We start from the raw sequence: 17,625 nt of genomic DNA, 5'->3' as shown, positions 1-17,625 counted from the left end.
TTCTCGGACGGGGCCGGGCACACAGGGTGGAAATCCCGGCCCCAGGGAATCATCGAGGTGGTCCCCGTACGTTGTAGGAACTGCGGGGACATTGTCAGACCCGGCTTGTAGGGTCTGATCATGACCGATCGGCAGGAAAGCCGACCTGTCGACCATGTCGGGCGAACCGAGCGGGGTGAGGGATATGGCAACCAAGGACACCGGCGGCGGACAGCAGAAGGCCACGCGCTCTACCGAGGAGGTCGAGGAGCAGGCTGCGGAGGCGCAGGCTGCGGAGGATCTCAAGGAGCGGCAGGAGAAGCTGAGCGATGACGTGGACTCTGTCCTCGACGAAATCGATGATGTGCTCGAAGAGAATGCCGAGGATTTCGTGAGGTCCTTCGTGCAAAAAGGTGGTCAGTAAAGAGATTCGGGCCGCTTTTGCCTTCGAATCGAAGGTTGCGGGGGATGAGGGTGGCTGGGGATCCGAACGCGAAGCAATGCACGGGCTGCAAGCGGGACTTGCCTCCTGAGGCATTCGCACGGGACAAGAACCGGCGCGATGGCCTTCAGGTGCGGTGCCGGGAGTGTGTGGCGGAGTACAGCGCCGCGCGCTACCGGCGCCGCCGGGAAGCCATGGGTAAGCCGGTATGGGTGAAGGTGGACGTTCCGGCCGGGCACAAGCTCTGCCGGACGTGCGGTGAGGTCAAGCCGCACAGCGAGTGGCATCGCAACGCCACCGCATCCGATGGTCTGTCGACACGGTGCAAAGCGTGCCGGGCCATCCGGGGGCGGCAGGACCATCTGAAGCGGCAGTACGGAATCACTGAGGCCGAGCGCGACGAGTTGGTCGCCTCCCAAGGGGGCATCTGCTGCATATGTTTGGCGGCCGTACCCGAGCATGTGGATCACTGCCACGAGACGGGTAGGGTCCGTGGCGTACTGTGCTTCAGCTGCAACGCTGCACTGGGGCAGTTCAAGGATCGGCCCGACGCCATAAGGCGGGCTGCCGCATACGTGGAAGGAATCGCGTGGAAGCCAACACTCGTAGCACCGGGCGTCTACCAGCTGCCTTCCTGACGCCTGGGTCCTCCTCGTTCATGGACTTCCTGTCGGAGCACCAGCCGGAGCTGCTGCCCGGCAACCGGCAACTGCCGCCCACCAAGGGTGTGCTCGAGGCGCCGCACGGCACCACGATCGTGGCCGTGGCGTTCCCCGGTGGCGTGGTCCTCGCCGGTGACCGTCGGGCCACGATGGGCAACGTGATCGCGCAGCGGGACATCGAGAAGGTCTTCCCGGCGGACGAGTACTCGGCCGTCGGTATTGCCGGCACCGCCGGTCTGGCCGTGGAGATGGTGAAGCTGTTCCAGCTGGAGCTGGAGCACTTCGAGAAGGTCGAGGGCGCCCAGCTGTCGCTGGAGGGCAAGGCGAACCGGCTGTCGACGATGATTCGGTCCAACCTGGGTATGGCGATGCAGGGGCTGGCCGTGGTGCCGCTCTTCGCTGGTTATGACCTTGATCGGGAGAAGGGGCGGATCTTCTCCTATGACGTGACGGGTGGTCGTTCCGAGGAGCAGGGCTTCGCGGCCACCGGCTCCGGTTCGATCTTCGCGCGTGGTGCCATGAAGAAGCTCTTCCGTGAGGACCTCACCGAGGACCAGGCCACGACGCTCGTGGTGCAGGCCCTGTACGACGCGGCAGACGACGACTCGGCGACCGGTGGTCCCGATGTCGCCCGCCGGATCTACCCGATTGTCACCGTGATCACTGAGGACGGTTTCCGCCGGCTCACCGAGGACGAGGCCTCGCAGATCGCCCGTTCGGTGCTGGAGCGGCGGCTGGAGCAGCCCGATGGTCCGCGGGCCGCGCTGCTGTAGTCGTCGGCCGATCTTGTTCAGGGTGATCGAGTGACTTCCACAGAAAGGGACGGATAACCGGTGTCGACGCCGTTCTATGTGTCACCTCAGCAGGCCATGGCCGACCGGGCGGAGTACGCCCGTAAGGGCATCGCCCGGGGCCGCAGCCTGGTCGTGCTGCAGTACTCCGACGGCATTGTGTTCGTCGGTGAGAATCCGTCCCGTGCGTTGCACAAGTTCAGCGAGATCTATGACCGGATCGGCTTTGCCGCGGCCGGCAAGTACAACGAGTACGAGAATCTGCGGATCGGCGGTGTGCGCTACGCCGACCTGCGGGGTTACACCTATGACCGTGACGATGTGACGGCCCGGGGTCTGGCCAACGTGTATGCGCAGACGTTGGGCACGATCTTCTCGAGTGCGGCCGAGAAGCCGTATGAGGTGGAGCTGGTTGTCGCGGAGGTCGGTGAGACGCCCGAGGGTGATCAGATCTACCGGCTGCCGCACGACGGCTCGATCGTGGACGAGCACGGCTCGGTCGCGGTGGGCGGCAATGCCGAGCAGATCAGCAGCTATCTGGATCAGCGCCATCAGGACGGCATGACGCTGGCGGAGGCGCTCAAGCTGGCCGTGCAGGCTCTGTCCCGTGACACGAACGGCACTCAGCGGGAGATTCCGGCCGAGCGGCTGGAGGTGGCGGTGTTGGACCGTACGCGTCCGCAGAAGCGGAAGTTCCGGCGGATCACCGGTCGGCAGCTCGCCCGGTTGCTGGAGGCGGACGGCGCGGCGTCGGCGGCGGATGCCGAGGAGTCCGAGGACGAGTAACGCCGCACCCGGCTTCGTGTGGGCCCCGGCCGTTGTCGGCCGGGGCCCACACGCGTGTCAGGCGGCCGGTGGTGGCGCCGTGGAGGCCCGTACGACCAGTTGGACGGGAATGTCTCCCTCGGTGGGCTCGCGGCCCTCCAGGACCGCCAGCAGGGCCTGCATGCCGCGCTCGCCGAACAGTTCGGCGTCCAGGCGGACGGTCGTGAGTTCCGGGTCGATGGCGGTGGCCAGGGCGAGGTCGTCGAGGCCGGTGACGGAGATGTCGTCGGGGATGCGCAGGCCGAGGCGTCGGATCGCTTTGTAGGCGCCGGCGGCCAGTTTGTCGTCGTCGCAGACGACCGCGGTGGCGGGGTGGCGTCTGAGGGCGGTCTCGGCGGCGGTCAGGGCGCCCTGGATGGAGATGGGAGCGCGGGCCGTGTGCACGGTCGTGCCCGGAACGGCGGCGAGGCGGGCGGCCAGTTCCCGGGCGCGTACCTCGAAGGTCCAGGAGGGAACGTCGGCGGCCAGGTGGAGGAAGGTGCGGTGGCCGAGGCCGAGCAGGTGCTCGGCGACCTGGCGTACGCCGTCGGTGATGTCGAGGTTGACGGTTGCCGCGCCGAGGCTGCCTTGGGGGTCGCTGTCGAGCATGACGAGGGGGAGCTGGTCGCCGCGGATGGCGGTGAGGGCGTCGGCGGCCATGGAGGAGGCGATGACGCCGTCGAGGGCGGCCTGTGCGGATGCGAAGGGGTTTCTGGCGGGGCCGATGCCTTCGGGGGAGGGGTAGAGGACGACGCCGAAGCCGTGTTGGGCGGCGATGCGGGCGGCGCCGGTGTAGACGCCGGCGAAGAACTCGGTGGTGAGGGCGGGGACGACGAGCAGGACGGTGCGGGTGTGGCCGAGGCGTAGGTTGCGGGCGGCGAGGTTGGGCCGGTAGCCGAGTTCGCGGGCGGCTTCGCGTACGCGCTGTGCGGTTGTTTCGGAGACGCGGCCGCGCCATTTGTCGCCCAGGACCAGGGAGACGGCGGCCTGGGAGACGCCGGCGGCCTGGGCGACGTCCCGGCTGGTGGGGCGGGTGCCGGCTGGTGCCACCTGTGCCTGCTCCTCGGTCGGGGCTTGGTCCGGGCTCGGCCTGGACGTGTGGACAGCGCTCATGGTACGTATGAGGGACGACGTTATACGTAAAACCTGGGCGGGAAGGGCGGGGACATGGCCGCGGGATACCTGGAGATCCTCAGGGCGAGGCACGCCGCCCGGCTGCTGGTCGGCACGCTGGTGGGGCGGCTGCCCAACGCCACCGCCGCGATCGCGATCGTGCTGTTCGTCCGTGCCGAGGGCGGCTCGTACAGCCTTGCCGGGGCGCTGGCGGCGGTCTACGGCGTCGCCAACGCGGTGGGCCAGCCTCTGCTCGGCCGGCTGGTGGACCTGTACGGGCAGCCGCGTGTCCAGCTGCCCGCGGCGCTCGCGTCCGCCCTCGCGATGGCCGTGTTCGCCTTCAGCGGTACCGAGGTGCTGCCGCTCTCCTACGTCGCCGTTGCGGGTGCCGGGCTGTTCACCCCGCCCCTGGAGGGCGGTCTGCGCGCGCTGTGGGCCTCTGTGCTGCGCAGGGAGGATCAGGTGCACACTGCGTACGCCATGGATGCGGTGGCGCAGGAAGTGATGTTCACGGTGGGCCCGCTGCTGGTGACTCTGTGCACAGCGCTGTGGTCGGCGCAGGCCGCGCTGCTTGTGCTCAACGTCGTCGGGGTGCTCGGTGCGTTCTCCGTGGTGGTGTCGCCGCCCTCGCGCGCGTGGCGCTCGGCGCCGCGTGAGGCGCACTGGCTCGGTGCGCTGCGTTCACCGGGGCTGTTGGTGCTGCTGGCTGCGTTCCTTTTTGTCGGTGTGGCGCTCGGTTCCATCACGGTTGCCGCCGTGTCGTATGCGGACGACCATGGTGGCGATGCGGTGTACGGCTGGCTGATGGCGGGCCTGGGGCTCGGTGCGCTGGTCGGTGGTGCCGTGTACGGGGCGCGCCGGTGGGCGGGTGCGCCGGAGCGGCGACTGAGGCTGCTGGTCGGCCTTCTGGCGGTGTGTTATCTGCCGCTGATGCTGATGCCGGGTCCGGTCGCCATGACGGCGCTGACGGCGCTCGCCGGTGTGTTTCTGGCGCCTGCCATCGCCTGCTCGTTCGTCATCGTCGACCGGCATGCGCCGAGCGGCACCGTGACGGAGGCGTTTTCCTGGCTTGTGACGACGTTCACGGTGGGTGCGTCGGTCGGAACCGGGCTGGCGGGGCCGGTGGTCGAGTGGGGCGGGACGCTGTGGGGCTTTGCCGTGCCGGGTGCCGCCGGGGCCGTGTCTCTGCTGGTTCTGCTGGCCGCGGGGCGGGTACTCGCAGTTCCCGCCAGGGCGGCGGTCGTTGCGGCCGCGTCGGAAAATGATCCAAATCGTGCTGCCGAACCCCGTTTCAGTTCAGGGGATCGGGCGTAATGTTCAGTCATGGACCGCCGCATTTTCGGGCTGGAGAACGAGTACGGCGTCACGTGCACGTTCAGGGGACAGCGCCGTCTGTCTCCTGACGAGGTGGCGCGGTACCTCTTCCGCCGTGTCGTGTCATGGGGCCGCAGCAGCAATGTCTTTCTGCGGAACGGTGCCCGCCTCTATCTCGACGTGGGCTCGCATCCGGAATACGCGACACCCGAATGTGACAACGTGATCGAACTGGTCACCCACGACAAGGCCGGCGAGCGCATTCTCGAAGGACTCCTGGTGGACGCCGAACGACGCCTGCACGAGGAGGGAATCGCGGGCGACGTCTACCTCTTCAAGAACAACACGGACTCGGCCGGCAACTCCTACGGATGCCATGAGAACTATCTGGTGGCCCGGCACGGGGAGTTCTCCCGGCTCGCGGACATCCTGATTCCGTTCCTGGTCACGAGGCAGTTGCTGTGCGGTGCGGGCAAGGTGCTGCAGACTCCGCGGGGTGCGGTGTACTGCGTCAGTCAGCGTGCCGAGCACATCTGGGAGGGCGTCTCGTCGGCGACGACCCGTTCCCGGCCGATCATCAACACGCGTGACGAGCCGCACGCGGACGCGGAGCGCTACCGGCGGCTGCATGTCATCGTCGGTGACTCGAACATGTCCGAGACGACCATGTTGCTCAAGGTCGGCGCCACCGACCTGGTGCTGCGCATGATCGAGGCGGGCACGGTGATGCGGGACCTGACGCTGGAGAACCCGATCCGGGCGATCCGCGAGGTCAGCCATGACATCACCGGCCGGCGCAAGGTGCGTCTGGCCAGCGGTCGGGAGGCCTCGGCGCTGGAGGTGCAGCGCGAGTACTACGAGAAGGCCGTGGACTTCTGCGAGCGGCGTGGCATCCGTACCGGCACCGTGGAGCAGGTGCTGGAGCTGTGGGGCCGCACGCTGGACGCGATCGAGGCCGAGGATCTGGACCGGATCGACACCGAGATCGACTGGGTCATGAAGTACAAGCTTCTGGAGCGGTACCGGGCCAAGCACAACATGACCATGTCGCACCCGCGGGTCGCGCAGATAGACCTCGCCTACCACGACATCCACCGGCGTCGTGGTCTGTACTACCTGCTGGAGAAGAAGGGTCAAGCGGCTCGGATCTGCAACGATTTGAAGATCTTCGAGGGTAAGTCGGTTCCGCCGCAGACCACTCGGGCCCGGCTGCGCGGCGACTTCATCCGGCGGGCGCAGGAGCAGCGCCGGGACTTCACCGTCGACTGGGTCCATCTCAAGCTCAACGACCAGGCTCAGCGCACGGTGTTGTGCAAGGATCCGTTCCGATCGGTGGACGACCGGGTGGAGAAGCTCATCGCCGGTATGTGAGCCATTGGGTTTCGGCCTGATCGCCGGAACGCAACACGGGCGCCGTACGTTTTCCGTACGGCGCCCTTCTCACGCCGTAGAGTTGCGCGCACGCCATCAACAAGATCGACCGATTACGAGGCCCCCACCGTGCGCCGACGCTCACTTCTCATCGCGGTCCCCGCTGGACTGGTCACGCTCGCCGGATGCGGCGACGACGACGGCGGGGCCGACTCGGCCGAGGCCACCGACACCGCGTCGCCGTCGGCCCCGGCGACGTCCGCTGCGCCGCCGCCGAAGATCGTGGACGGTCCGTTGCCGGCCATCACCGCGGGGACGAAGTTCGACGAGAAGCCGACGGTGGCCAAGGGCAGTGGTGAGCCGTCCAAGAACCTTGCGGTGAAGACGGTCATCGCGGGCGGCGGTCAGACCGTCGCGGAGAACGACTACATCCAGGCCAACTACCTCGGCCAGATCTGGGACACCGCAAAGGTGTTCGACAACTCCTACGACCGTAAGACGCCGCTGGTCATCCAGCTCGCGCCGGGCGGCATCATCGACGGCTGGCGCTATGGGCTGACCGGCAAGAAGGCCGGCAGCCGGGTCCAGATGTCCGTGCCGCCCACCTGGGGCTACGGCGAGCAGGGCAACTCGCAGGCGGGCATCAAGGGCACCGACACGCTGGTCTTCGTCGTCGACATCCAGGCCACGTTCAACGCGAAGAGCTCCGCCAAGGGCGCCCAGGTCGCGCAGGACAACGTGGATGTGCCGAAGGTCGGTACGAACACGGACGGCAAGGCGCCCTCCATCGAGATCCCCAAGGCCGACCCGCCGACGAAGCTCGTGGCGAACTACATCCTCGAGGGCGACGGTGCGGAGGTCGGCGCCGAGGACAGTGTGCTCGTGCAGTACCGGGGTGTGTTCTGGGACGGTGGCAAGGAGTTCGACTCGACGTACGGCCGGAAGGCGCTGACCTCGTTCTCGCTCCAGCAGGTCGTCAAGGGCTGGGCGCAGGGCCTGACCGGCAAGAAGGTCGGCAGCCGCGTCCTCATCGTCATCCCGCCGGATCTGGGGTACGGGGACAACCCGCCGAGCGGCAGCGGCATCAAGAAGGACTCCACGCTGGTCTTCTCGGTGGACATCCTGGCCAAGATGTGAGACGGGCCGGCCGCCGTGACCGGTCTCGACCGGCGGCCGACGAGGCGTGTTCGCCGGTGGGATGCAAGACTGTCGGAGTTGCCTTGTCGTACACCAGCAGGAGCTAGAGACGTGAGCATCGAGAAGCCCGAGATCGACTTCCCGGGCGGCGAGCCCCCGGCGGACCTCGAGATCAAGGACATCTGGGAGGGCGACGGGCCTCAGGCCAAGGCGGGCGACACCGTCTCCGTCCACTACGTGGGCGTGGCCTTCTCCACCGGCGAGGAGTTCGACGCGTCCTGGAACCGTGGCACGCCGCTGCAGTTCCAGCTCGGCGTCGGCCAGGTCATCGCCGGCTGGGACCAGGGCGTGCAGGGCATGAAGGTCGGCGGCCGTCGGCAGCTGACCATCCCGGCGCACCTCGCGTACGGTGACCGCGGTGCCGGTGGCGGCCGTATCGCCCCCGGTGAGACCCTGATCTTCGTCTGCGACCTGGTCGCCGTCTGATCGGACGTGATCAGCTGGGGCCCATGCCTGTTCGGGCATGGGCCCTCGGCTTTTGCCGTGACACTCCGGAGCGGTACGGTCATCCGGCAGAAGCACCATAGGGAAGGGTGTCGATGGCCATTGCCAAGGCCGAGCGGCTGATGAACCTGGCGTTGTGTCTGCTCGGGACGCGGCGGCCGCTCAGCAAGCGCGAGCTTCGGGAGTCCATCGAGGCCTATCTCGAAGCGGGCAGCGACGACTCCTTCAACCGGATGTTCGAGCGGGACAAGGACGATCTGCGCGAGCTCGGGCTGGTCATCGAGACGGTGGAGAACCTCGACGGCGAGGTCGGCTACCTGGCCCGTCGGGACAGCAACCGGCTGCCGCCCATCACCCTCGACGCCGAGGAGGCCGCGGCCCTCGGGCTCGCCGCCAAGGTCTGGCAGCAGGCCAGGCTCGCGGGGGCGGCGAGCGGCGCACTGCAGAAGCTGCGTGCCGCCGGGCTTCCCGAGGACGTCGACCCGTACGAGGCCCATGGCGCGCTGGAGCCGCGTATCCCCGTGCACGAGGCGGCGTTCGAGCCGCTGATGCTGGCCTGCCGCGACCGCCGCCCGGTCGCCTTCGAGTACCGCAAGGCCACCGCCGCCCGCCCCGAGGCCCGGCATGTCGAACCGTGGGCGCTGGAGTGCTGGCGCGGGCACTGGTACCTGGCGGGCTGGGACCGGGATCGCGGTGCGGAGCGGGTGTTCCGGCTGTCCCGGATCACCGGCAAGGTGCGCACCCGCAGTGGCCGGTTCACCGCCGAGGTGCCCGATGTCGTCACCGTCCGGGAGACCGTCGCGAGTTGGGCGGGGGAGACCGCCGACCGCAGCGCGCTGATCCGGCTGCGCTCGGGTGCGGGGTACCCGCTGCGGGCGAAGGCCGCCTCCGTGCGGGAACTCGGCGACGGCTGGGACGAGTTGGAAATTCCGTACGGGCACGGGCTGGACGCCTGGCTGGTGGAGTTCGGGCCGGACGTGGTGGTCGTGGAGCCCGCCGAGCTGCGGGCCGATGTCGTGGACCGGCTGCGTGCCGTGGCCAAGGGCTGAGGGGAAGCGGAAGAAGACAGTGGCTGGCAAACCGGTCAGGCCCGCGAACGCCATCGACCAGACCCGGCGGATGCTCTCCCTGGTGACGTATCTGAAGGAGCGCCCCGGCGCCCGGGTCGAGGACGTCGCCCGCGCCTTCGGCATCACCGAGGAGGAGCTGGTCTCCGACCTTGACGTACTGCCCATGTGCGGCACCAGCTTCCGCGGCGGTGACCTGCTCGACATCGACACCGACGGCGAGCGGATCTGGTGGCACAACCCCGCCGCCCTCGGGGCGGAGGCGGCCGAGCCGCTGCGGCTGGCGGCCGACGAGGCGACGGCGCTGCTGGTGGCCGCCCGTGCCGTCGCCACCCTGCCCGGCCTGCGCGAGAGCGACCGGCAGGCGCTGCTGCGCGCGACCGCCAAGGTGGAGGCGGCGGCCGGGGAGGCGGCCGGTGCCAGCTCCCGGCTGTCGGTGACCTTCGAGTCGGAGGGCGGGGTGTTCGCGGACGTCGACCGGGCGATCTCGGAGCGCCGCCGGCTGTGGATCCGCTACTACTCGCCGGCCCGCGACGAGGTCACCGAGCGCGAGGTCGACCCGATCCGACTGGTCAGCGTCGGCCACACCTATGTGGAGGGCTGGTGCTACCGGTCCGAGGCGCGCCGCACCTTCCGGCTCGACCGCGTCGCCGAGATCAGGGTCCTCGACGAGCCGTCCGCGCCCCCCGAGATCGAGCTGCGGGACCTGTCCGAGGGGCTGGTACAGCCCGCGGCTGAGGACCCGGAGGTCGTGGTCGAGGTCGGCCCGGGCGGCCGCTGGGTCGCCGAGTACTACCCCCACGACAGTGCGGATGAGCTTGCGGACGGCGGGCTGCGTATCACTCTGCGCACCCCCGACCCGGCGTCGCTGCGCCGCCTCGCGCTGCGCCTCGGGCGCGACGGGCGGATCGTCGCCCCGCGGGAGCTGGCCGACAGCGCCCGGCAGGCGGCCCGCGAGGCCCTGGCGGCGTACGACGGGCTCGAGGCGCGGGCCGCGGATCCGGGGCAGGCAGTACAACGGGCACACGACGGGCAGGAGCAGGGACTTTGAGCGAGTCGGCGGCGTCTGGGGTGCGGAGTATGTCGGTGGCGTCCGCGTTCGGGGGGATGAGAAGTGTGACTCCCGTGGTGTTCAGAGCCGGCTGCCCGGACTGCCGGGGCCGCTTCGAGCTCACCGCGAGCGCCCTGCGCCTGGTCATCGGTGCCACGAGCCGCACCACCTTCTACTCCTTCACCTGCCCCGAGTGCGGCGCGTCCGTACGCAAGCCGGCCGGCGAGCGCATCATCGAACTGCTCACCGGAGGCGGCGTCAGCACCCTGCGGCTGCACTCCACGCTCTAGGTCGAACGTCGGCTGCGCTCCCGGCCGGCGCACGGTCTAGGCTCGGGGCATGTTCTGGCCGATGTTCGCGGTGGGTGTGGGTTTCCTGGGTGTTGCCGTTCTCGGCGTGCTCGCTGTCCGGGTGTTCGTGGAGGCGGAACGCCTCGGCAGACAGGTGTCGGACTCCGCGCGGCGCATCAACCGAGCCGCGGAGGCCCTGGAGCACGCCGCCGTCAGCACGGCCCGGTCGGTGGACGCGCTGTGAGGCGGGCTGTGCGGCCCTGCGGGTCCTGTGTCTGATGCGCTTTGAGCGGCTTCGCCCTGTCAACTCCCCCCACCTGGCAGGTACCCTGCTGGTCACGGTTCGGAAAACGAGGCCCGGGCCGTGGACCGGGAGTACGCACAGGGATTGCCTCGCGTTCACCCCTGAGCGTTACGATCGCTGTCGGCACGATCGTTCGGACATCTGTCCGACCGGTCGGACAGCTCCCCACCCATCCGCCTCGGTGAGAAGGTAAAGACTTATGTTCGGAAGGCTCGGAGCCCCCGAGATCATTCTCATCCTCGTCGTCATCATCCTGCTGTTCGGCGCGAAGAAGCTTCCGGACATGGCCCGCTCGCTCGGCAAGTCCGCGCGCATCCTGAAGAGCGAGGCCAAGGCGATGAAGGACGACAGCAAGTCCTCCGCCCCGGCCGACCCGCCCCGCACCGACGAGCAGCAGCCCCCGGCGCAGCGCATCATCCAGGCCGCACCTGGTGACGTGTCCAGCTCCCGCCCGGTCAACGAACCGACGGACACGACCAAGCGCTGACGCAGGGCCGGTGACCTCCGGCCCGCCGCACGAGATGGGAACGTGGGTTGCTGAAGTCTGCCCGCAAGCAGGAGAAGGATCCCGAGGGGCGGATGCCCCTCGCGGAGCACCTTCGTGAGCTCCGCAACCGGCTCTCGAAGGCCTTGCTGGCGATCGTCCTCGTCACGGTCGTCGCTGCCTTCTTCTACAACGACATCATCAACTTCTTCACCGAGCCGATCCTCGACTCGGTCGGTTGCTCCCAGTCGTTCGAGGAACTGGCGCGGGCGTCCGCCGAGAACGCCGAGAACCAGGATCCGTGCGCGCAGATCACGATCAACGGTCTGCTCGCTCCGTTCACGCTGGCGCTGAAGGTGTCCCTGATGGCCGGCGTCGTGTTCGCCTCGCCGGTCTGGCTGTACCAGCTGTGGGCCTTCGTCGCACCCGGTCTGCACAAGCACGAGAAGAAGTACGCCTACGCGTTCGTCGGCACCGGCTTCCCGCTCTTCCTCGGCGGCGCCTTCTTCGCGTACAAGGTGCTGCCCACCACCGCGAACGTACTGATCGAGTTCACCCCGTTCGGCGTCGACAACCTGCTGCCGCTCGACGACCTGCTCGACCTCGTCACGCGCATGGTCGTCGTCTTCGGTCTCTCCTTCGAGCTGCCGCTGCTGCTGGTCATGCTCAACTTCACCGGCGCGATCACCGGCAAGCGCATGCTCGGCTGGTGGCGCGCGATGATCATGGGCATCACGGTGTTCGCGGCGATCGCCACGCCCAGCACCGACCCGCTGACCATGCTGGCGCTCGCCGGACCCATCTGGATCCTGTACTTCGGCGCCGTGTTCGTCTCTCTCGTCAACGACCGGCGCAGGCGCCGCCGTGAGGCCATGGGCCCCGCCGACGACGAGGCGTCCGACCTGGACCTCACGCCCGAGGACATCGGCGAGGTCGAGACCGTCAGCGCGAGCCGCGCCCTGCCCGAGCAGACGAGCAAGGACCGGGTCAACGGATACGACGACGTCACCTGAAGCAACGGTTATGACGACGTGACCTGAAGATCGGCGAGCACCTCGTAGGGTCACTGGCGTGACCAGCGAGATCACCCTCTTCGTCAACCCCACCGCGGGCCGCGGCCGGGGCGCCCGTGCGGCGCAGCCGGCCGCTTCCGCTTTCCGGGCGGCCGGCTTCTCGGTGCGTACGGTCATCGGGCAGAACACCGCCGACGCCCTCGCCCGCGCGCATGCCGCCGTCGCGGACGGCACCGGCGCCCTCGTCGCCGTCGGCGGCGACGGCATGGCGAACCTCGCCCTGCAGGCCGTCGCCGGCACCCGCACTCCGCTCGGCCTGGTCGCCGTCGGCACCGGCAACGACTTCGCCCGCACCCTCGGCCTGCCCGTGCGCGACCCGGCCGCCGCGGCCCGGGTGATCGCCGAGGGACTCAAGGGCGCCCGCGTGCGGGACATCGACCTCGGCCGGGCCGGCGACCACTGGTTCGGCACCGTCCTCGCCTCCGGTTTCGACTCCCGCGTCAACGACCGCGGCAACCGGATGCGGTGGCCCGTCGGCCGTTTCAAGTACGACCTCGCGATCCTCGCCGAACTGGCCGCCTTCCGGCCGTTGCCGTACCGGATCACCCTCGACGACGGAGCGGTCCGCGAGATCGAGGCGACCCTCGTGGCCGTCGGGAACGGATCGTCGTACGGCGGCGGCCTGCGGATCTGTCCCGGCGCCGACGTCACCGACGGGCTGTTCGACGTCACGGTGGTCGGGGACTGCAGCCGTACGACTCTGCTGCGGGTGTTCCCGTCGGTGTACCGGGGCGGGCACGTCGGCCACCCCAAGGTCACCGTGCACCGGGCGGCGCGGGTCGAGCTCGCCGCCGAGGGGATCACGGGGTACGCGGACGGCGAGCCGCTCGGACCGTTGCCGCTGACCGTGGAGTGCAAACCCGGGGCCGTCCGGGTCGTGGGCCCCTGAGCTGCGGGTATCGCCGGAGTCACAGGACCGGATCCGGATAATGATCGTCCCGTTGTCAGTGGCGCCCGGTACGCTCGAAAGCACGATGACAGAGGACCTCTCACCGGCCGAGCGGTACGCGGCGGCGCGTCAGCGTGCCGCCGAGCAGGCCACCGCGCTCGCGTCCTTCCGCGAGATGTACGACTTCGGCCTCGACCCCTTCCAGATCGAGGCATGCCAGGCACTCGAGGCGGGGAAGGGCGTGCTGGTGGCCGCGCCCACCGGCTCGGGCAAGACGATCGTCGGCGAGTTCGCCGTCCACCTCGCCCTGATGCAGGGCAGGAAGTGCTTCTACACGACACCCATCAAGGCGCTGTCGAACCAGAAGTACTCCGACCTGTGCCGCCGCTACGGGGACGGCATGGTCGGCCTCCTCACCGGCGACAACAGCATCAACCCCGACGCCCCGGTGGTCGTGATGACCACCGAGGTGCTGCGGAACATGCTGTACGCGGGCTCGCAGACCCTCCTCGGCCTCGGCTACGTGGTCATGGACGAGGTGCACTACCTCTCCGACCGGTTCCGGGGCGCCGTATGGGAAGAAGTGATCATTCACCTTCCCGAGTCGGTGACGTTGGTGTCACTGTCCGCGACCGTGTCGAACGCCGAGGAGTTCGGCGACTGGCTCGACACCGTCCGCGGCGACACCGAGGTGATCGTCGCCGAGCACCGTCCCGTGCCGCTGTTCCAGCATGTGCTCGCCGGGCGGCGGATGTACGACCTGTTCGAGGAGGGCGAGGGCCAGAAGAAGGCCGTCAACCCCGACCTGACGCGGATGGCCCGCATGGAGGCGAGCCGGCCGTCGTACCAGGACCGCAGACGGGGCCGCGCGATGCGCGAGGCCGACCGTGAGCGGGAGCGGCGGCAGCGGTCGCGGGTGTGGACACCGAGCCGGCCCGAGGTGATCGAGCGGCTGGACGCCGAGGGGCTGCTGCCCGCGATCACGTTCATCTTCAGCCGGGCCGCCTGCGAGGCCGCCGTCCAGCAGTGCCTGTACGCGGGACTGCGGCTGAACGACGAAGAGGCGCGTGGACGGGTGCGGGCGCTGGTGGAGGAGCGCACGGCGTCCATCCCGGCCGAGGACCTGCACGTGCTCGGGTACTACGAGTGGCTCGAGGGCCTGGAGCGCGGTATAGCCGCCCACCACGCGGGCATGCTGCCGACCTTCAAGGAGGTCGTCGAGGAGCTGTTCGTACGGGGCCTGGTGAAGGCGGTCTTCGCGACCGAGACCCTTGCGCTCGGCATCAACATGCCCGCGCGTTCGGTGGTGTTGGAGAAGCTCGTCAAGTGGAACGGCGAGCAGCACGCCGACATCACCCCCGGTGAGTACACGCAGCTGACGGGGCGTGCGGGGCGGCGCGGTATCGACGTCGAGGGCCATGCCGTGGTGCTGTGGCAGCGCGGGATGAGCCCCGAACACCTGGCGGGACTGGCCGGGACGCGTACGTATCCGCTGCGGTCCAGCTTCAAGCCGTCGTACAACATGGCGGTCAACCTCGTCGAGCAGTTCGGGCGGCATCGCTCGCGTGAGCTGCTGGAGACCTCCTTCGCGCAGTTCCAGGCCGACAAGTCGGTCGTCGGGATCTCGCGGCAGGTGCAGCGCAACGAGGAAGGGCTCGAAGGCTACAAGCAGTCCATGACCTGCCACCTCGGCGACTTCGAGGAGTACGCGCGGCTGCGGCGGGAACTGAAGGACCGCGAGACCGAGTTGGCCCGGCAGGGCGCGGCGCAGCGACGGGCCGAGGCCGCCGTCGCCCTGGAGAAGCTGAAGCCCGGTGACGTCATCCATGTGCCGACCGGCAAGTACGCGGGGCTGGCGCTGGTACTGGATCCGGGGCTGTCGGCCGGGCGGTCCAACGGGCATCGCGGCCTCGAGTACCACGACGGGCCCCGCCCGCTCGTGCTGACCGCCGAGCGGCAGGTCAAGCGGCTCGCGTCGATCGACTTCCCGGTGCCGGTGGAGGCACTCGAGCGGATGAGGATCCCGAAGTCGTTCAACCCGCGTTCCCCGCAGTCCCGTCGGGACCTCGCGTCCGCGCTGCGCACCAAGGCCGGGCACATCCCGCCGGAGCGGCACCGCAAGAAGCGGTCCCAGGCCGCGGACGACCGGGAGATCGCCCGGCTGCGGACGGCGATCCGGGCGCACCCCTGCCATGGGTGCAACGACCGCGAGGACCACGCGCGGTGGGCCGAGCGGTACCACCGGCTGCTGCGGGACACCTCGCAGCTGGAGCGGCGGATCGAGGGACGTACGAACACGATCGCGCGGACCTTCGACCGGATCGTGGCGCTGCTGACCGAGCTGGACTATCTGCGCCACGACGAGGTGACCGAGCATGGCAAGCGGCTGGCCCGGCTCTACGGCGAGCTGGATCTGCTGGCCAGCGAGTGCCTGCGGGCCGGCGTCTGGGAGGGGCTCGCGCCCGCCGAACTGGCCGCCTGCGTATCGGCGTTGGTGTACGAGGCGCGGGTCGGTGACGACGCGATGGCACCCAAGCTGCCGTCGGGCAAGGCCAAGGCCGCGCTGGGGGAGATGGTGCGGATCTGGGGGCGGCTGGATGCGCTCGAGGAGGAGTTCCGCATCAACCAGACCGAGGGGGTCGGGCAGCGTGAGCCGGACCTCGGGTTCGCCTGGGCCGCGTACATGTGGGCGTCCGGGAAGAGCCTGGACGAGGTGCTGCGGGAGGCGGAGATGCCGGCGGGGGACTTCGTGCGGTGGTGCAAGCAGGTGATCGATGTGCTGGGGCAGATTCAGGTGGCGGCACCTGAGGGGTCTTCGGTGCGGGGGGCTGCGCGCAAGGCGGTGGACGGGTTGCTGCGGGGGGTCGTGGCCTACTCGTCGGTGGGGTGATGGTTGTTCGGCGGGTGCGGGTTGTCTGTGGTTGTTCGCGCAGTTCCCCGCGCCCGTAGACGCAGAGGTAGGCGCCGCCGATGCCGCCCGGGTTCTCGGCGGTCCAGGTGCGGGCCGGGTTGTACTTCGTCGTCACCAGGCGGTGGCGTGGGTCCAGGGGCGTCGCCACGGAGGCGCCCGGGTACACGTCGCCGAGGCCCAGCACCAGGTACTCCGCGTCGAACACCGTGCGGTACACGTCGGCCACCGACTCCAGGCCGTTGACGCGGCGGATGAACTCGATGTTCCACGGGCACCAGGGGGCGTCGTCGCGGACGCCGGCCATGTAGCGGGCGATCGCCTCGCGGGTGGCCGGGTCGTCCCGGGCCAGGATGCCACCGTCCACGATCAGCGCGGTTTGGGGCCGACGAGGCGTACACCGGTGCGGGCCGAGTTGAAGTGGACCTTCCAGTCGGCGGCGTAGAAGTCGTGGATGTCGTCCTCGGTGAAGAACTCCGGTGCGGCATGCGGGCCCTCGACGGCACCGAATGCCGGGCGGTCGGGTGGCGGTACGGGGTGAAGGTGCTGGCGCTGTCCATGAACGGCGGGACGTCCGGGCCGCCGGCGACGAGGGCGTAGGTCCGCAGGCCGTGCTCGACCGGTGCCCCGATCTCCAGTACGGCCCCGGCGGGCACCGTCACCGGCTCCCACCGCGGGACCGGGGTGCCGTCGACGGTGACCGGCGCGGGGCGCCGGTGACGCAGACGGTCGTGGGATGCGTGAAGCGCAGGGACGGGCCCTGGGGGGCATTCGAGGCCGCGCCCTCCGGGTTGCCCAGCGCCCGGTTAGCGGTCGTCCATCGGGCCGCTCGGCGGGACGCCGACCTGCCAGTAGCCGGTACGGCCCGGGAACTGCTCGCGGACGACACGGTGGCCGCCGAGCGGCGGCTGTGGGAGCTGTGCCGCGCCGACGTCGAGCTGCTGTGCGCCGGACCGCACAACCTCGGGGTGCGCTACCTGCTGCCCGAGGTACGCACCGAGCGGTTCGCCGGCTTCCATGCCGTGCGCGCCGAACTCAGGGACGCCTACCGGCAGTTGCTTGCCGCGACCGATGCCGGCGCCGCGCTCGCCAAGGGTGGGCTGGAGCTGCGGACGGACCTCGTGTTCGGGCCCGTCCTCCGGGCGGACGACGCCACTTCCGGCACAGGCCCTGGTTCACCCGTGACGGTGAGGTGTTTTCGTATGCCTGTACGCCGTCACGCAGCGTGTGCGAACGCAATCCGAGCGTGTAAACGGCCGAGGGTACTCCTGTCGTACGCCCCGTTTCAGGTGCTTGCTGAATATGACACGGCGATGATCCGGTCGGACTAAGCTCGCCCGCAGCGCACCGAGTTGCGGTGTATTCGTGCGCTTGTTCCCAAACATCCTGATGATCCTGACATCTCTCATGACATACCCCCCTGCAAGCTCGCCCCACACCCA

18 protein-coding genes and 2 pseudogenes are annotated in these 17,625 nt (G+C 69.3%); 17 read left to right on the top strand and 3 right to left on the bottom strand.

The features are described from left to right. The first annotated feature begins 184 nt into the window (after window positions 1–184). The 4 genes from ACFV7R_RS09410 to prcA are packed head-to-tail and all read left to right on the top strand — an operon-like array spanning window position 185 to window position 2,660. A complete protein-coding gene (locus ACFV7R_RS09410) occupies window positions 185–403 on the top strand; it encodes a ubiquitin-like protein Pup (protein ID WP_385261741.1) in 219 nt (72 codons plus the stop codon). Window positions 404–447: 44 nt separating this feature from the next. After that, window positions 448–1,059 (top strand): endonuclease VII domain-containing protein, encoded by a 612-nt coding sequence (locus ACFV7R_RS09405; protein ID WP_385261738.1) that lies wholly within the window; start codon window positions 448–450, stop codon window positions 1,057–1,059. Beyond that, window positions 1,011–1,856 carry a proteasome subunit beta gene (gene prcB / locus ACFV7R_RS09400; RefSeq protein WP_385261736.1) on the top strand — a complete coding sequence of 282 codons (846 nt, stop codon included), beginning with the start codon at window positions 1,011–1,013 and terminating at the stop codon, window positions 1,854–1,856. The genes ACFV7R_RS09405 and prcB overlap by 49 nt, the downstream gene beginning before the upstream one ends. Window positions 1,857–1,916: 60 nt before the next feature. After that, window positions 1,917–2,660, top strand: coding sequence for a proteasome subunit alpha (gene prcA, locus ACFV7R_RS09395; protein ID WP_129796963.1), 744 nt, complete (start codon window positions 1,917–1,919; stop codon window positions 2,658–2,660). Window positions 2,661–2,717: 57 nt separating this feature from the next. Here prcA and ACFV7R_RS09390 read toward each other — a convergent pair whose 3' ends face one another. Then, entirely contained in the window at window positions 2,718–3,728 is a 1,011-nt protein-coding gene (locus ACFV7R_RS09390) for a LacI family DNA-binding transcriptional regulator (protein WP_385262146.1), read from the bottom strand. Window positions 3,729–3,845: 117 nt separating this feature from the next. On the opposite strand from ACFV7R_RS09390, the gene ACFV7R_RS09385 reads away from it, so the two are divergent. The 12 genes from ACFV7R_RS09385 (at window position 3,846) to ACFV7R_RS09330 (ending at window position 16,165) form a co-directional block, all read left to right on the top strand. Then, entirely contained in the window at window positions 3,846–5,105 is a 1,260-nt protein-coding gene (locus tag ACFV7R_RS09385; RefSeq protein ID WP_385261733.1) for an MFS transporter, read from the top strand. Between the two features lie 9 nt (window positions 5,106–5,114). After that, window positions 5,115–6,476: a Pup--protein ligase gene (gene pafA / locus ACFV7R_RS09380; RefSeq protein WP_129796960.1), complete on the top strand. Its 1,362-nt coding sequence runs from the start codon at window positions 5,115–5,117 to the stop codon at window positions 6,474–6,476. A gap of 129 nt (window positions 6,477–6,605) precedes the next feature. After that, window positions 6,606–7,613 carry an FKBP-type peptidyl-prolyl cis-trans isomerase gene (locus ACFV7R_RS09375; RefSeq protein ID WP_385261730.1) on the top strand — a complete coding sequence of 336 codons (1,008 nt, stop codon included), beginning with the start codon at window positions 6,606–6,608 and terminating at the stop codon, window positions 7,611–7,613. A 111-nt stretch (window positions 7,614–7,724) separates the two neighbouring features. Further along, window positions 7,725–8,099, top strand: coding sequence for an FKBP-type peptidyl-prolyl cis-trans isomerase (locus ACFV7R_RS09370; protein WP_129796958.1), 375 nt, complete (start codon window positions 7,725–7,727; stop codon window positions 8,097–8,099). 113 nt (window positions 8,100–8,212) lie between these two features. Next, window positions 8,213–9,166 (top strand): YafY family protein, encoded by a 954-nt coding sequence (locus tag ACFV7R_RS09365; protein ID WP_129796957.1) that lies wholly within the window; start codon window positions 8,213–8,215, stop codon window positions 9,164–9,166. A gap of 19 nt (window positions 9,167–9,185) precedes the next feature. Continuing rightward, window positions 9,186–10,235, top strand: coding sequence for a helix-turn-helix transcriptional regulator (locus ACFV7R_RS09360; protein WP_385261726.1), 1,050 nt, complete (start codon window positions 9,186–9,188; stop codon window positions 10,233–10,235). Beyond that, on the top strand, window positions 10,232–10,525 hold the full coding sequence (locus ACFV7R_RS09355; RefSeq protein WP_385261723.1) for a hypothetical protein: 294 nt from the start codon (window positions 10,232–10,234) through the stop codon (window positions 10,523–10,525). Before ACFV7R_RS09360 ends, ACFV7R_RS09355 begins: the two co-directional genes overlap by 4 nt. Window positions 10,526–10,574: 49 nt before the next feature. After that, window positions 10,575–10,769: a hypothetical protein gene (locus ACFV7R_RS09350; RefSeq protein WP_385261721.1), complete on the top strand. Its 195-nt coding sequence runs from the start codon at window positions 10,575–10,577 to the stop codon at window positions 10,767–10,769. A 259-nt stretch (window positions 10,770–11,028) separates the two neighbouring features. Beyond that, the gene (gene tatA / locus ACFV7R_RS09345) at window positions 11,029–11,316 is read left to right on the top strand and encodes a Sec-independent protein translocase subunit TatA (protein WP_129796953.1); all 288 of its coding nucleotides are present in this window, start codon (window positions 11,029–11,031) and stop codon (window positions 11,314–11,316) included. Window positions 11,317–11,363: 47 nt separating this feature from the next. Beyond that, window positions 11,364–12,326, top strand: coding sequence for a twin-arginine translocase subunit TatC (gene tatC, locus ACFV7R_RS09340; protein ID WP_385261720.1), 963 nt, complete (start codon window positions 11,364–11,366; stop codon window positions 12,324–12,326). Between the two features lie 58 nt (window positions 12,327–12,384). Next, window positions 12,385–13,275, top strand: coding sequence for a diacylglycerol kinase (locus ACFV7R_RS09335; protein WP_385261719.1), 891 nt, complete (start codon window positions 12,385–12,387; stop codon window positions 13,273–13,275). Between the two features lie 40 nt (window positions 13,276–13,315). Continuing rightward, window positions 13,316–16,165 (top strand): DEAD/DEAH box helicase, encoded by a 2,850-nt coding sequence (locus ACFV7R_RS09330; protein WP_385261716.1) that lies wholly within the window; start codon window positions 13,316–13,318, stop codon window positions 16,163–16,165. 112 nt (window positions 16,166–16,277) lie between these two features. Here ACFV7R_RS09330 and ACFV7R_RS09325 read toward each other — a convergent pair. Continuing rightward, a pseudogene (locus ACFV7R_RS09325) lies at window positions 16,278–16,490 on the bottom strand (carboxyltransferase domain-containing protein); the annotation flags it as partial. A gap of 62 nt (window positions 16,491–16,552) precedes the next feature. Next, window positions 16,553–16,839, bottom strand: a pseudogene (locus ACFV7R_RS09320) (hypothetical protein). Here ACFV7R_RS09320 and ACFV7R_RS09315 point away from each other — a divergent pair. After that, complete coding sequence (locus ACFV7R_RS09315; protein WP_385261714.1) at window positions 16,795–17,514, top strand: hypothetical protein; 720 nt, start codon at window positions 16,795–16,797, stop codon at window positions 17,512–17,514. The pseudogene ACFV7R_RS09320 and the gene ACFV7R_RS09315 sit on opposite strands and share 45 nt — an antisense overlap. Window positions 17,515–17,625 lie beyond the last annotated feature (111 nt).

The sequence above is a fragment of the Streptomyces sp. NPDC059866 genome (assembly GCF_042731325.1).
Classification (GTDB): domain Bacteria; phylum Actinomycetota; class Actinomycetes; order Streptomycetales; family Streptomycetaceae; genus Streptomyces; species Streptomyces flavusporus.
This window is presented reverse-complemented; position numbering and strand designations above follow the sequence as displayed.